The sequence below is a fragment of the Schleiferilactobacillus shenzhenensis LY-73 genome, assembly GCF_000469325.1.
Lineage (GTDB): Bacteria > Bacillota > Bacilli > Lactobacillales > Lactobacillaceae > Schleiferilactobacillus > Schleiferilactobacillus shenzhenensis.
The window spans coordinates 59447-74362 of the sequence record NZ_KI271593.1; the positions used below are offsets into that span (position 1 = coordinate 59447).

The following is a 14916-nucleotide window of genomic DNA, read 5'->3' on the forward strand; positions in this document are numbered from 1 at the left end:
TAGCCCGTAGTCACCCGGGCCAGCGCTAGGCACCTCCCTACCGTTCAAGCTCAAGCAGGTTCCATTCCCACTAACGCGTTTCAGTTGCCAGATTGGTCTAAATCTGCTATAGTATTTACTTAAAATTGTGTCTTGGAGGGCAAGGATTGAGTAAAAAATCGTTGTTTCTGGGCGGCATCACCCTGATTGGTCTAATCATCGGGATCGTCACCCGGCACTGCGCTGTATGGACATTGGGCGCGCTCGCTGTGGGCTACGTCTTTACTTTCTGGCTGCCACGGGCCTGGTCCGCTTGGCAGCACCGGCAACAGAGAAAGGAATGAGGCTGCATGGCTGAGAACGAACAAACGCTGGAACAACGGCACCTGGACATGGTCTTGGACAAGTTGAACACCGCGGAAGCTAAGCTCGAGAAGCAGATCCACCGGGCCAAGGCTGAGGAGAAGGACATCGACAAGCACTTCAATGACGATGTCCATCTTTCCTATGGCTCCGATACCACCACCATGGAGACGGCCATCACCATCCACCAGCAGCAGCAGATGCTCCAGGAACGGGACAACGCGTGGCGCAACTCTGACGTGCAGTTGAAGACCGTCAAGCGGCTCCAGCAGTCACCGTACTTTGCCCGGGTCGACTTCAAGGAAGCCGGCGAACCTCGGCGGGAGTCAATTTATATTGGTCTGGGGTCCTTCAGCGACCGCAGCGACCACTTCTTGATCTACGATTGGCGGGCGCCGATTTCTTCCATCTATTATGATGGCGGCCTGGGCCACGTCACGTACCAGACCCCCGACGGTGAGCAGTCCGTGGACGTATCCTTGAAGCGCCAGTTCATTATCAAGGACGATACCATCGTCAATATGTTCGATACCACTGAGACCATCGGTGACCAGATGCTGCTGGAGGTGCTGGGAGAAAAGTCCAGTACGCAGATGAAGTCCATCGTCACCACGATTCAGCGCGAGCAGAACAAGATCATCCGCGACACCACCTCAGACCTGCTCTTCGTCCAAGGGGCCGCCGGATCGGGTAAGACCTCGGCCATCCTGCAGCGGGTGGCGTACTTGCTGTACCGTTACCGGGGCAACCTGACCAGCAGCCAGGTGATCATGTTCTCTCCGAACCAGCTGTTTAACGACTACATCGAAGATGTCCTGCCGGAACTGGGCGAGCAGAACATGGTCCAGATGACCTACCAGCAGTACACCAACCGGCGGCTGCCGGCCCTCACCCCGGAGAGCTTGCAGCACCAGTTCGAAGTGCAGCTGGCCGAACCAGCGAAGAAGATCCAGCACTTTCAGCAGTCTCTAGCGTTTTTCAAGGCGACTCAGCGCTACGCGGCCATCTTGAACCAGCAGGGGATGCATTTCCGCAACCTGATGTTCCGGGGGAAGCCTTTCTTCACCAAGCAGAAAATCAGCGAGATTTATTACAGCTTCAACAGTAATTACAAGCTGGTCAACCGTCTGGAAGCGACCAAGGAGCGGCTGGTGAACAGCCTGAATCACCGCATTGACAGTGAGACCAAAGCGGATTGGGTGCAGGAGGCCGTCCAGGACCTGGATAAGGACCAGCTGCAGGCGATGTACAAGACAGTCGACCAGGAATTCGCCAACTCGGACGACGAGTACAAGTTCCTTGCTCGCCAGATCGTTACTAACGCCTTCCAGAAGGTATACACGGCCGTTCAGCGGAACCATTTCTTCAATATTCGCATTCAGTACCTGGCGTTCCTGCGGGCAATTCCGGAACTCGTGGACCTCAGCCAGTGGGACATTACGCCGGCCGCGTGGGCTGACCATGTTGAGCAGGTGAAGGCGACGCTGAGTGCCAAGGACATCGACGCGGACGACGTGACGCCCTTTCTGTTCCTGTACGACCTGATCACCGGCCGCCACACGGACCGCCACATGCGCTTCGTCTTCATCGACGAGATCCAGGATTACACGCCGTACCAGCTGGCGTACCTGCGCGCCCGCTTCGGCAAAGCCCGCTTCACCATGCTGGGCGACCTGAACCAGGCCATCTTCACTAAGCAGAGCGATGGCGACTTGCTGGGCGACGTGGCCACGCTCTTCGACCCGGACAAGACCACCGTCGTGCAGCTGACCAAGAGTTACCGGTCGACCAAGCAGATCACCAACTTTACCAAGGCCCTGCTGGTCAACGGTCAGCGCATCGATGCCTTCGACCGGGACGGCGACTTGCCTAATGTCTATGTGGGACCCAACGAGGCGGCCTTGCTGAAGCGGTTAGAAATGCAGATTGCGACCAATGACCAGGATGAGCTGACCACGGCCGTCATCGTGCGCACGCTGGAAGGCGCACAGGCCTTGTACGATCAGTTGAAGGCCGCCGGCGTGAAGACGACGCTGATCAAGTCGGAGAACCAGCGGCTGGCGGCGGGCGTCATCATCGTGCCGTCCTTCCTGGCCAAGGGCCTGGAGTTCGACGCCGTCGTCATGTGGCAGGGGAACTCCGCCACTTACGGCAGCGAAGACGATCGTCAGCTGATTTACACCATAGCCTCCCGGGCCATGCACCGGCTGACAATTCTGGCCAGCCCGGAGTTGGCGCCGATTTTGCAGGCCGTCCCGCAGGCATTGTTTCAGTTAGAAAAGTAGACCGGCGGCGTTGCCGGATTCTCAAGCACGGGACACACAAACAGGCCGCATCCGGCACAAGCGGGTGCGGCCTATTTTCTATCTGTTCAAAAAATGGCTTACCGGCGTTCCATACTGTGCACGGCGTTGACGATGAGGTCGGCCAGGAGGTCGTAGCCCAGGTCGGTGAAGTGCTGGCCGTCGCTGGCCAGAAGGGCTTGCGGGTCGGGGCTGGTGACCATGGCGTCGTGCAGGTCGGCCAGAAGAACGCCTTCCTTCGCGGCGACTTCTTCAGCTGCTTGGGTATAGGCTGCCACGCTGGCCTTGGTGCGGTCGCCCAGCCGCTGGGCGTCGCCGTAGGGCGGGGTGAGCAGAATGACCGATTCGGGACCGATGATCTCAATGAGGGTGCGCAAGTTGTCGTAGAAGTTATCGGCGGTTACGTTGGTGGTATCGCTGGCGTCATTGGCGCCGTAACCGATGACGACCAAGTCGTGGGTGCCGCTGGCGGTATCGGCGGTGACCCGGTTGAGGGCTTCGTCGGTGGTCTCGCCGGGCACGGCGGCCACCTCAATGTCATAGCGGGGCAGGCGGCCAGCGAGACGAGTCTTCAAGAGATCTGAAACCTCACCGTTGCGCCAGCCGGCGAAGATGGAATCACCGAGGAGAATCAATTTTGCTGCCATGGAAGCAGACTTCCTTTCTGTGGTTGCGTCACAGTCATTTTAGCACGTCGTCGGGCGTCCGCAGGCGGGTAAGGCACTGGCTGGCAGCTTGAATCAACTTTAAATCTGATGAAGACCCTTTCCATTTTTTGAAGTCCACGCGGTAACACCGTCACGTATAATGGGGTGATGGAGGGGAGCGCAATGAAGAAAGGACTTTGGGGCATTTTATTCAATGCAGGTGTTGTGTTGCTGAGCTTGGGCCTCTTGAGCCAGCATCAGGGCACTGTTTTGGCCGATTCCAGTTCGGCGACGGGGACCGCCACAGTCGGGTTTACCGGGGGTACGTCGTTACTCCAGGTGCCCAACTTTGACTTTGGTGTCCGGACGATTGGCGGAGGCGAGCTGTTCCCGCTTTACAATACCGTCACCGCCAACAATTTGGATACCACGGCCACGGGCAGCGCACTGGGCCGCACAGTCATCGTGGAAGTCCCCACGGGCGCTGCGGCAGCCGGGACTGACGGCTGGCAGGTGAAAGTCAACTATGTCAACACGCCGGTGAAGGATACGAATTCGCTGTTTAACGATGCTGCGTTAATCTTTGCATCCAATTCAATTGGCGAGTATACCAGCGGTATTCCCGGCATGGGGACGTGGTATTCAGGAAGGGTCACGGATCTGGGCAAAGGCAACGATTTACCTGATAACAATTGGGTCGTCCATCGATACAGTGGCGATCTCTCTCGGGATGCCATTCAGACCTTGCTAGCCAGCGGTACCCGCACGGATGGTGTCCTGCCCGTCAAAAGCGCGACGCCATATACCCTATTTGGCAGAAAAACCAATGTTCCGGATGTCAGCCTTGTCAACACCATCGATCCTGACGGGTCGCTGATCAAGGGCAAATCAACGGTGAAATACCAATTCAACTTTAATTTGAACACCAGCGCTTATCTCTACGTTCCTCTCGCCGACCAAACTGGTGACGTCATCGATAAGATATACACTGGCAGTCTAGAATGGACGCTCTCCACTGGCATTCCCGGCGACTGGTAAATCCACTCTCAAAAGCGGATCTGACCACCAACACAGCCAGGCACATAAGCAAAACCGTAGTCCCCAAGCCCTCCAAACGGAACTGTACACGCCATTGTTGAAGATGGTGGCCCAAGCAAAGCACCCAACACCTCGCGCAAAACGTCGATTCGACGCTCAAAACTGACCGTCCTCTTGCGGGGCCAACAGGCAAGTGCGCTCCGCGAAGCGGCAGCACGCAGGTCAGACTTTGGGCGGATTTTCTGCCAGATTGGCTTCTCACCTAGAAACTGCCAGCGCTTCCGCGATATAATATAGACGTAGAAGAAAAAAGACAGGAGTGAAGCTGATGTTCGCTATCGGCATCAAAGTAAATAACCGTATCATGTACTTGGGCAGTCCGGACCACGAACGGTTCCGTTATGGGCTGCACCGGTTCCCGACGGATGCCAAGACATTCGAGACGAGTGCGGAGGCCAAGCAGTTCGCAGACAATTACTTCACCCACTCCTCACGGTGGGAGATTGTGCCGTTACCAAAGCAGGAAACATCAGATATTCAGTAAGAACGCTTGGCGCTGCCTCGGGGGCGGCGCCTTTTTTCTTAATGTGGATAGGAATGGGTGACAACTTGGCAGTTACACGCAATTATTATCAGTTCGACCGGGGCGCTTGGGCGGACCTGCACGGTCACACACGGCGGACAGAGATCACCGACGCCGACCTGCAGTCGGTCAAAGCCTTCAACGATAAGATTTCGCTAGACGACGTGCGGACCATCTATTGGCCCTTGCGCCGGCTGGTCTATTTGTACTTCAAGAATTATCGCCAGAAGCGGCAGACCTTGGCCCACTTTCTGAACAAGGACGTGGCACCGTCGCCGTTCATCATCGGTATCGCCGGCTCGGTGGCGGTGGGCAAGAGTACCACCGCCCGGCTGCTGGACCTGTTGCTGGAGCGGACCTATCCCCAGCTGACGATTCAGACCGTCACCACTGACGGCTTCCTTTACCCCAATGCCGAGTTGACCCGGCGGGGGATCTTAGACCGCAAGGGGTTCCCGGAAAGCTATGACATGGGCCAGCTCCTGGCGGTGCTGGACGCCATCAAGGCGGGCAACCAGGACGTGGCCGTGCCCGCCTACGATCACCAGATTTACGATGTCCTGCCCATGAGTGAGGCCATTCACGTGCGCCAGCCGGATATTCTTATTGTCGAAGGAATTAACGTGCTCCAGCTGCCCAGCAACGCCCAGATCTACGTCAGCGACTTCTTCGACTTTTCTATTTACGTCGATGCCAATCCGGCGCTTATCGAGGAGTGGTACCTGGATCGCTTTGGGGCCTTGCTGGACACGGCCTTCACTGACCCGGACAACTACTATTACGACTACGCGGTGGGCAACCGCGCGGAAGCCTTCGCCATGGCCCGCCGAGTCTGGCGCGACGTGAACCTGAAGAACCTCATCGAGTACATTGAACCGACCCGCTCCCGGGCCGACCTGATTCTGCATAAGACGGCTCATCACCGCATCGACGAGGTGGATCTGCGTAAGTATTAAGGCAGAAAGGGGCCGCCCGGGCAGTCCCGGTTTCTGGATGCTTGACGAGCCCCGCGACCGACGTGCCTCGGGGCCTTTTCTATGGTAAAATGTGGTAATCAAAAATTACAGAGGAGTGGATCTTGTGGCACCCACCAATGTGGACGAAATCATCGTGTTGGATTACGGCAGTCAGTACAATCAGCTGATTACCCGGCGGATTCGGGAGTTTGGGGTCTTTTCTGAACTCAAATCCCATAAGATCACCGCAGCGGAAGTCAAGGCAATCGCACCGAAGGGGATCATTCTCTCCGGTGGGCCGATGAGTGTGTACGACGACGGGGCATTCAGTATCGACCCAGAGATCTTCACGCTGGGCATTCCTGTACTGGGTATCTGTTACGGGATGCAGCTGATGGCGTATACGCTAGAGGGCGGCAAGGTCGAGCCGGCGGATAACCGGGAGTACGGCCACGCCGACATTACGGTGACGGACCCGACGGCGGTGCTGTTCAAGGACCTGCCAGCCAAGCAGTACGTCTGGATGAGCCACGGCGATCTGGTCACCAAGCTGCCCGCCGGCTTCAAGGACGTGGCGACCAGTCCCAACTGCCCGATTGCGTCCATTGCGGATGACGAGCGCCGCTTCTACGGCATTCAGTTCCACGCCGAGGTCCAGAACACCGAGTACGGCCACGAGATTCTGCACCACTTCGCCTTCGACGTCTGCCACGCTGAGGCCAACTGGAGCATGCAAGACTTCATCGATCAGCAGATTCAGAAGATTCGCGAGACGGTGGGGGATAAGAAAGTCCTCCTGGGCCTCTCCGGCGGGGTGGATTCCTCCGTCACCGGGGTGCTGCTGCACAAGGCCATCGGTACCCAGCTGACCAGCATTTTCGTCGATCACGGTCTGCTGCGCAAGAACGAAGCCGACCAAGTGATGGCCAGCTTGAAGGGCAAGTTCGGCTTGAATATTATCAAGGTGGACGCCCAGAAGCGGTTCTTGGACAAACTGGCCGGCGTCAGCGACCCCGAGAAGAAACGCAAGATCATCGGCAACGAGTTCATTCGCGTCTTCGATGACGAAGCGGCCAAGCTCAACGGCGGCTTCGACTTCCTGGCCCAAGGCACGCTGTACACGGACGTCATCGAGTCCGGTACCGATACGGCCCAGACCATCAAGTCCCACCACAACGTTGGCGGCCTGCCCAAGGACGTGGACTTCAAGCTCATCGAACCATTGCGTACCTTGTTCAAGGATGAAGTGCGGGAACTGGGTGAGAAATTGGGCATGCCTCACAGCCTGGTATGGCGTCAGCCGTTCCCGGGACCGGGCTTAGCCATTCGGGTCGTCGGTGCGGTAACGCCGGATAAACTGACCATTGTCCGTGATTCCGATGCGATTCTCCGGGACGAGATTGCCAAGGCGGGTCTGGATAAGGATATTTGGCAGTATTTCACCGTCCTGCCAGGCTTCAAGTCCGTCGGCGTCATGGGTGATGGGCGGACCTATGATTACACGATTGGGATTCGGGCGGTGACGTCCATTGACGGGATGACGGCTGACTTTGCTAAGATTCCGTGGGATGTGCTGCAGAAGATTTCGGTGCGGATCGTGAACGAAGTGGCGCATGTGAACCGTGTTGTTTATGACATCACGAGTAAGCCGCCGGCAACTATCGAGTGGGAATGACAAAGGTCAATTTTTAACGACAAAGGCCGTCCAGCCAGCAAAGAACGCTGGTGGGACGGCCTTTTTGGGTAAGAGAATGTTTGTCTTCTATTCGGCCATTCAGACGAAATGCGGGAAGACTTTATTGATTCGAGTATTCTGCATCTCTTGTGAAAGCACAGTGATGTTGGGCGTATCACTCGGAAAAAGTACTTAGAAATCGTTGACGCTCGGTGAATGGGACCGGCGTCGCGCTGACTTGGTTGAATAGGGCTAGAATATCGGGGTTAAGGCCTCTTGACTGGATCTTTTCATTATTGAGAAAGACGAAGTAATTGGTTGCCTCGGTTTGCTGCTGCTGTGTTTCATAGATGTCGGTAAAAATGGATTGAGCGAATATTGGATTGTTTGGATTACCCAGAAGTTTTATCAATTTCATGGGGACCCGGTTATTGCCAGGAATCGCAAAATCGAATTTGTGCGTGAGCCCGGAAGCCCCAACATAAGAAACGTTCTTTATCGTGCGAATGCTGTTGGCAGAAAAGTACTGTTCAACATCCTCATGAAAGTAACGCGAAGTGTCTGTTGGTGCCAACGTAAACATATCGTTTGCGAAAATCATGGCCTGTAACAGCCTGTCTTTAAGACGGCCAAAATCGTTTTGGGAACCCGTAATGGTCAGCTCGTAATCGGAGAATGTTACGCCATAGACGCGGAGCTGTTGGACTAGATCTTGCAGTCGTCTGGGGGAACGGCTGAGGAACAAGCCATGACTTTCCAGATTGTCATTCGTCCAACCGTCATCGGTCAACATGATCTGGTTGTCTTTATCGGCGGGTACGACATAAATTGCCAAGCCGTCATTGAAAGAATCAACAAAGGGAGATTCCACTTTGATTGTGTCATTATCCAATTGAGTCAGTTGTGTTTTGTCTTTGGCCCATGCCAGGTGTCGGGCACTAAGTTCTTTGATTGTCAGCATAACGGATCACTCCTTGCATAGTCGTTAATAGTGGAGATTAACGTAGTGGATAAATGCTTCCACCGCTTGGCCAAGGGATTGATCTCCAGAGAAGGGAAAATCAGTGAGTGGATAAGCATGTAATTCAATCATGTGTGCCTCATTCACGAACCGGTACAAGTGAACGTGGTTGCTTCCTACAGACGACCCATCGAGATTGTAATGGTTGGACCCATTGATACATAGGCGGATGAGGTGTACGTTGTTTTTTGAGAAGCGCAGGTGGATGCTGTACTTGTGGGAAACCCTGCCGCGATAGACGTGTAGGACGTACTCAATGCCATGAACAGAATCGCTGACCACTTCCTCATCTCTATAGCGGCCAGTAATCGGGATGTTCAAGCAAAACTTGGTTAACAATTGCTTGAAGGTGATGATGAGTTCTCGCACCTCGAGATTGGATAGATGATCGTAATTCACTTTGAGCTCCTCTCGATTTTACCACGACAAGTATTGGACGGCACCGCAAGGGTTGATTCTGTGAGCGCCGGCAATTCTTGACGGACGATTGTTGGTGGTGTGACTATTCCAGCATATCAGAACGCGGCCGCGGATTTTTCTGGCCACCTCGCAACGAACAGCCTCAAAGCAAATGGTCTCAGGGCTTTCGGGTTTCTGTGTCAATTTCTGCTAGGGCAGGGACACATCTATGGAGTTTTGCCACCGGTTCAGCTCGCTCATCAATTTTTAAAAATCTCCTTGACAACCATCTCATCTATCCGCTATCATTTGGTTTATCAATCAACGAAACGACAAGCAGAGAGACAAGTAAGATTCGCCGTCCATCCAGTGAACCGGGAGCAGTGGGAACCCGGTACGGCCCCGGCGGGTTTGAATAACACTCTCTGAGTCTCCAGCCGAACGGATCCACCCAGTAAGCTGTGACGTCACCGGTACGTTACCATCCGGGGGTGCTTGAACACGAGCACCGGTGAGGTGGTCTATCGGTGGATAGGCAACTGGGGTGGTACCGCGAAACGTCTTTCGTCCCTTGAGCAAGGGGGTGAAGGGCGTTTTTTCTTTGCTCCCGATACCGGCCCGGCAACGGCCGACTAAAAAATAGGAGGCTTCATTATGCATCTCACGATTCCCCAAGATTACGATCCTAAATTGGACGTTAAACAGACCCAGGCGGCGATTCGGTACATCCGCGAGACCTTCCAGGACGAATTCGGGAAGGAACTGCATCTCCAGCGTCTTTCTGCCCCCATGTTCGTGGAGAAATCCACCGGTCTGAACGATAATCTGAACGGCGTGGAGACGCCGGTCTCCTTCACCATGGCCGACCTGCCGGACGAACGCATCGAGATCGTCCATTCGCTGGCCAAGTGGAAGCGGGTGGCGCTCAAGCGTTACGGCTTCGGGCTGCACGAGGGCTTGTATACCAACATGAACGCGATTCGCAAGGACGAGGACCTGGACAACTTCCATTCCATCTACGTCGACCAGTGGGACTGGGAGAAAGTCATCGGCCAAGACGAGCGCACGCCGGAGACCCTGGAGGCGACTGTGCGGACCATCTTCAAAGTGATCAAACACATGGAGCATGAAGTCTGGTACAAGTACCCGGAGGCCGTTCACCATCTGCCCGACGACATTCACTTTGTCACCACCCAGGCACTGGAAGACCGCTGGCCGGACAAGACCCCGGAAGAGCGGGAAGACGCGATTACCAAGGAACTCGGTTGTGTCTTCCTGATGCAGATTGGCTGGCCGCTCAAGTCGGGCAAGCGCCATGATGGCCGGGCGCCAGACTACGACGACTGGACGCTGAACGGCGACATCCTCTTCTGGTATGAACCGCTCCAGCGGGCAATGGAGATCTCCAGCATGGGTATCCGTGTGGACAAGGCGGCGATGCTCGCCCAGCTCAAGCAGGCCCATGCCGAGGACCGGCTGGCCCTGCCGTACCACCAGATGATTATCAACGAGCAGCTGCCCTACACCATCGGCGGCGGCATCGGCCAGTCCCGCCTGTGCATGCTGCTGCTGGGCAAGGCCCACGTGGGGGAAGTCCAGGCCAGTGTGTGGCCGGAGGACATGATCGCTGAATGTGCGGCCCACGACATTCATATTCTGTAAGCTGAGCGAAGAAAAGCCAGGCTCGTCCGCGGTGTTATATCGTGGGCAGGCCTGGCTTGTTTGGTACCATTTAGGACATGAACAGCTTGAATACGAAGGCGAGCACTGGAATGATGATGCCGCCGGAGATGATGGCCATGAACCACCACAAAAGCTTCGACTGGGCCGCAGTTCGCTCGTTTAAGGCGGCCAGATCCTCTTCTATTTTTGGTATACCTTTGAGGGTCTTCATCGCCATTTCGGTTTTGGTGGAGAGGACACTGACGTCATTTGTCAGCTGAGGCAGCATCTTCAATGTTTCAGTGTACGATTCTGCTTTCGTGGATAACACTGCGACATTTTCCGTAATTTGGGGGATCATGGTCGTTGTTAATGCAATTTGATCTAGCTTTGTCGAGAGTGTGGCCCAATCCGTGGTGTTTTGGTCGATAAAACGCTGGAATTCTTCCTGGGTAACAAAGTGATTACCACCGCCATTGCCGCCGTTACCATTGCGATTGGCGCTGCCTGCTAGATAATAAATGAGGCTTTTTTGGCCATTGTCACTCATGACCGTCTCCCCTTACTTCGAAGAAGGTCGCATTCCCTGCACCGGCTTCCTGGTTAACAGTGAGCAATGCTTCCAGACGGTATGAACCTGGTTGCAAGTCGTGCAGCAAATGCACTGCAGCTGTGAACGAATCGTGCGCCTTAACTGCTGAAAAGTTGGCGTCAGGATACTGGTTTTGAAGCGGCCCAACCGGTGTGGAGAAGGTCTCCAACTTCTGAGTATTAAAGTTGTACAGCGTCCAGGCTATCTCTGCGGATGAGGTCACATCAAAATTGAATAATCCAAATACGACATCGGCATTGGCCTGGCTCACCCCCAAATTGAACACGCTGTTCGGTCGGAGAGAATTAGGCAATGCGGTGTACAAAAACGACATTTGGTTGATTGCTTCCATATCACTGATTGGTTCCGTTTGACTTGCTTGCATCTCGTTTACCTCCTTCGCGCCGCTTATCTCTATTAAAACACATCACTACAACAACGTGTCAATCCCTTGCTGCAACTTGTTCATTAAGGGTAATACCATTATTAATCGCGAAAGGCGGCCAAGCCCATGGCCAACCGATCCAGCCCTTCGTTGAGCAGGGCCGGCGGGCAGGCAATGTTCAGCCTCAGGAACTGTTTCCCGGCGGCGCCGTAGTCCGTTCCGGCGGCGGGCACTACCCCAGCGTGCTTGGTGAGAAAGGCGGTCAGCCGCTGACTGTCCGTCGTCACCGCACCGCAATCCAGCCACAGCAAGTACGACGCTTCGGGGACGATGACCTTGATCTGCGGCGCGTGTTCCGCCAGATAGGCCACTGCCGTCGTGATGTTCTGCCGCAACTGTCCTTTCAAGGCGGATAGCCAAGGGCCACCCGCAGTATAGGCGGCAATGGTCCCCGGCACCGCCAGCAAGTTCGGCTCCGCCACCCAGCCTACGTGCAGAGCGGTGGTCACACTGGCCCGCAGCACGGGATTAGGCACCGTGACCACCGCAGAGTGGAGACCGGCCATATTGAAGGTCTTCGTGGGTGAAAACAGGGTCATGGCGTGCTGAATCATGCTTTCTGGCAGCGCCGCCAGCGACGTATAGTCGCGGTCGCCCAGCACCAGGTCCCGGTGGATCTCATCACTCACCAGTGTGACGTGGTACCGCCGGCAGAGGCTGGCGATCTGCAGCAGCTCGTCTCGGGTCCAAATCTTGCCCACTGGATTCTGCGGGTTGCACAGGAGCATCATGGTCGTCACGGGATCGGCCAGCTTTCTCTCCAAATCCGCAAAATCGATGGCGAAGGTACCGGCGGCCCGGTCGTACACCAGGTCATTGGCGGCGATGCGCCGGCCGTTATCGGTGATGGCGCTGAAGAACATGTTGTAGACCGGCGGCTGAATGACGATGCGGTCGCCGGGATTCGTCAGCCGCCGGATGATGGCGTTGATGGCCGGCATGACGCCGATGGCGAACAGCATCCAATCGGTGGGATAGTCCAGATGGTGCTGCCGGTGGTTCCACTGCGCAGCGGCAGTGAAGAAAGCCGGCGGGATCTCCTCGTAGCCGAAGATGCCGGCACTGACCTTGGCCTGCATCGCCGCGATGATCTCCGGCGCTGCTGGAAAGTCCATGTCCGCGATCCACATGGGCAGCGCCGTGTCCGGCACGTCCCACTTGATAGAATTGGTCCCGCGCCGGGGCGGTACGGTGGTGAAATCATAGGTCATCGTCCATCAGCCTCCTTAATCTCGTTCATGCTGCAAAACACCCGTGCCGACCAGCATCAACTCAATGGTGGTGGGGCCGACGAAGGTGAACCCGCGCTTCTTCATGTCCTTGGCCACCACGGCACCCAAGCCGGCCTGGCCATTCACCGGTCCGCGGACGATATTGTCCGTACTCGGGGCGAAGGACCACCAATAATCCGCGAAGTTCTTGAACTCCGGGGCCAACTGGACAATGGCCCGGGCGTTGGTGACAATGGCCCGAATCTTGCGCGGATTGCGGATCATCTCCGGGTCCCGTTCAATTTCTTCAATGGTCTCCTCGTCGAAGCCCGCCACGACCGCCGGGTCGAAGCCGGCGAAGACCCGCTCGAACACCGGAATCTTCCCAGCGGCCGCCTTCCAGCTCAACCCTGGTTGGAACACCGCCACCACCAGGAACTCGAACAAGCGCCGGTCATCATGGGTGGGCTGGCCGAACATCGCGTGGTATTCCGCCGCCCCATTTCTCTCTTCTGCCATGGCTCTGCCTTCTTTCTTCATACCCCCAGGATACTACGCTGAGGGGGATAGGTGGGGGAGAAAGGCCTGGCGGAAACTGGAGAATTGTCCCCCAACGGCCACGCATCTGTCATTGTGAGCCGGCGCCTGAATCCGTAAAGTAAACAATGAAAACGAAAGCGAATTCAGAAAGCAGGGTCTTCCATGACACATATTAAACATCCAGGATTGATGAAATTCTCACTCCTCGCCATCTCTTTGATACTGACCTCCAACACCGCCATTGCCGCGGCATTGCCCATGATGCTGGGATATTACAAAAACATGCCCCAGTCCTCGGTCGAACTGCTGATGACGATTCCCCAAGCCTCTGTGGTGGTCTTCATTGCGTTGAGCACGATCATCGCCAAGAAGTTCGGGGAGAAACGCACCGTCCTCGCCGGCCTTGTGATTGGCCTGGTGGCCGGTGTCCTGCCGTTCTTCACCGCTAATTACACCGCGGTGCTGATCTCCCGGGTATTGCTGGGGGTCGGCTTCGGGTTGATCAACTCCCTCGCCGTCAGCATGATCTCCGAGTTCTTCTCCGGGGACACGGCCGCGACACTGATCGGCTTCCAGTCAGCCTTCCAGGGATTAGGCGCCGCGGTGCTCACCTTCACTGCTGGTCAGCTGCTGACCACCGGCTGGCAGCACGTCTTCTTGGTCTACTTGATCATGATCCCGATCATCTTGCTTTTCGGCTTCTTTGTCCCGGAGCCGCCCCACAATGATGCGCCGGCACCAGCCACCGCTGACGACCCAACACCGTCGGGCAAGAAAACAGCCCTCAATCCGATTGGCGTCGCCTATGGGTTACTGGCACTGGTCCTCTGCGTTGTCTACATGATCGTCTCGGTCAAGCTCTCCGAGTTCATGACCAGCACCGGCCTGGGCACTGCGTCCCAAGCCAGCACGGTGATGTCCGTCATGCAACTGGCTAACATGGCCGCCGGCTTCGTCTTCGGCCTGCTCTATAAGAAACTCCACGCCTTCACGCTCCCCGTTGCGCTCTTCGCCACAGCGGCCGGCTTCGGGCTGATCCTCATCGCCAACAACTTGTTCGTCGTCAGCATCGGCGCCGCCCTTAACGGCATTTCCTTCGCCCTGTGGATCTCCTACATCATGAATGATGCCACCCGCCGCGTGGACCAAGCCGCCAAGTCCAGCACCACAGCCACCATCCTCTTCCTGGCCAACATTGGCAACTTCGTCTCACCGTATGGCCAGCGGCTTCTCGGGGCCTTCGGTCTGGGCAGCAACGCCTTGCACAACGTCTTCATCAATGGTGCATTACTTAGCTTAATCCTCGCCGTCGTCTTCCTCCTCCCGGCCCTCAAGCGCACCCGCGCATACCGGACCGCTACCAGTCGGTAATCATTTTGGTCAGAAAACAGGCCGCATCCCAAATTTCGGATGCGGCCTGTTTTTATGTACTGGTGGAAGTGTTGGCGAGGCCCGGCGATTTGGGCCCTCCGGCTGGCTGGGCGTGGAACGTGGCCGGCACA

At 56.1% G+C, this 14916-nt stretch carries 15 protein-coding genes; 8 read left to right on the forward strand and 7 right to left on the reverse strand.

The window, feature by feature from the left end:
* Positions 1 to 146: 146 nt before the first annotated feature.
* Complete coding sequence (locus L248_RS15895; protein WP_155828619.1) at positions 147 to 323, forward strand: hypothetical protein; 177 nt, start codon at positions 147 to 149, stop codon at positions 321 to 323.
* Between the two features lie 6 nt (positions 324 to 329).
* The gene (helD, locus tag L248_RS09530) at positions 330 to 2627 is read left to right on the forward strand and encodes an RNA polymerase recycling motor HelD (RefSeq protein ID WP_022529996.1); all 2298 of its coding nucleotides are present in this window, start codon (positions 330 to 332) and stop codon (positions 2625 to 2627) included.
* Positions 2628 to 2725: 98 nt separating this feature from the next.
* Here the strand turns inward: helD and L248_RS15255 are convergent, their stop codons facing one another.
* Positions 2726 to 3292: an SGNH/GDSL hydrolase family protein gene (locus L248_RS15255; protein ID WP_022529997.1), complete on the reverse strand. Its 567-nt coding sequence runs from the start codon at positions 3290 to 3292 to the stop codon at positions 2726 to 2728.
* Between the two features lie 183 nt (positions 3293 to 3475).
* On the opposite strand from L248_RS15255, the gene L248_RS09540 reads away from it, so the two are divergent.
* The 4 genes from L248_RS09540 to guaA all read left to right on the forward strand — a co-directional run bounded on the left by L248_RS09540 (position 3476) and on the right by guaA (position 7544).
* On the forward strand, positions 3476 to 4330 hold the full coding sequence (locus L248_RS09540; RefSeq protein ID WP_022529998.1) for a hypothetical protein: 855 nt from the start codon (positions 3476 to 3478) through the stop codon (positions 4328 to 4330).
* 328 nt (positions 4331 to 4658) lie between these two features.
* Complete coding sequence (locus L248_RS09545) at positions 4659 to 4874, forward strand: hypothetical protein (protein ID WP_155828620.1); 216 nt, start codon at positions 4659 to 4661, stop codon at positions 4872 to 4874.
* A gap of 53 nt (positions 4875 to 4927) precedes the next feature.
* Complete coding sequence (gene coaA, locus L248_RS09550) at positions 4928 to 5869, forward strand: type I pantothenate kinase (protein ID WP_022530000.1); 942 nt, start codon at positions 4928 to 4930, stop codon at positions 5867 to 5869.
* Between the two features lie 124 nt (positions 5870 to 5993).
* On the forward strand, positions 5994 to 7544 hold the full coding sequence (gene guaA / locus L248_RS09555) for a glutamine-hydrolyzing GMP synthase (RefSeq protein ID WP_022530001.1): 1551 nt from the start codon (positions 5994 to 5996) through the stop codon (positions 7542 to 7544).
* 175 nt (positions 7545 to 7719) lie between these two features.
* Here guaA and L248_RS09560 read toward each other — a convergent pair whose 3' ends face one another.
* Together L248_RS09560 and L248_RS09565 are read right to left on the reverse strand one after the other, a co-directional pair.
* The gene (locus L248_RS09560) at positions 7720 to 8505 is read right to left on the reverse strand and encodes a DUF1828 domain-containing protein (RefSeq protein WP_022530002.1); all 786 of its coding nucleotides are present in this window, start codon (positions 8503 to 8505) and stop codon (positions 7720 to 7722) included.
* Positions 8506 to 8529: 24 nt separating this feature from the next.
* Positions 8530 to 8964 carry a DUF6978 family protein gene (locus L248_RS09565; RefSeq protein ID WP_040536016.1) on the reverse strand — a complete coding sequence of 145 codons (435 nt, stop codon included), beginning with the start codon at positions 8962 to 8964 and terminating at the stop codon, positions 8530 to 8532.
* Between the two features lie 654 nt (positions 8965 to 9618).
* Between L248_RS09565 and asnA the strand changes: the two genes are divergently transcribed.
* The gene (asnA, locus tag L248_RS09570) at positions 9619 to 10626 is read left to right on the forward strand and encodes an aspartate--ammonia ligase (protein ID WP_022530004.1); all 1008 of its coding nucleotides are present in this window, start codon (positions 9619 to 9621) and stop codon (positions 10624 to 10626) included.
* Positions 10627 to 10696: 70 nt separating this feature from the next.
* Here asnA and L248_RS09575 read toward each other — a convergent pair whose 3' ends face one another.
* The 4 genes from L248_RS09575 to L248_RS09590 all read right to left on the reverse strand — a co-directional run bounded on the left by L248_RS09575 (position 10697) and on the right by L248_RS09590 (position 13393).
* Positions 10697 to 11176, reverse strand: a complete 480-nt coding sequence (locus L248_RS09575; RefSeq protein ID WP_022530005.1) for a hypothetical protein — start codon at positions 11174 to 11176, stop codon at positions 10697 to 10699.
* Positions 11169 to 11603 (reverse strand): hypothetical protein, encoded by a 435-nt coding sequence (locus L248_RS09580; protein ID WP_022530006.1) that lies wholly within the window; start codon positions 11601 to 11603, stop codon positions 11169 to 11171. The genes L248_RS09575 and L248_RS09580 overlap by 8 nt, the downstream gene beginning before the upstream one ends.
* Positions 11604 to 11704: 101 nt before the next feature.
* Positions 11705 to 12874 (reverse strand): MalY/PatB family protein, encoded by a 1170-nt coding sequence (locus tag L248_RS09585; RefSeq protein ID WP_022530007.1) that lies wholly within the window; start codon positions 12872 to 12874, stop codon positions 11705 to 11707.
* 15 nt (positions 12875 to 12889) lie between these two features.
* The gene (locus tag L248_RS09590) at positions 12890 to 13393 is read right to left on the reverse strand and encodes a DNA-3-methyladenine glycosylase I (RefSeq protein ID WP_040536019.1); all 504 of its coding nucleotides are present in this window, start codon (positions 13391 to 13393) and stop codon (positions 12890 to 12892) included.
* Positions 13394 to 13576: 183 nt separating this feature from the next.
* On the opposite strand from L248_RS09590, the gene L248_RS09595 reads away from it, so the two are divergent.
* On the forward strand, positions 13577 to 14785 hold the full coding sequence (locus tag L248_RS09595) for an MFS transporter (protein WP_051999975.1): 1209 nt from the start codon (positions 13577 to 13579) through the stop codon (positions 14783 to 14785).
* Positions 14786 to 14916: the final 131 nt, after the last annotated feature.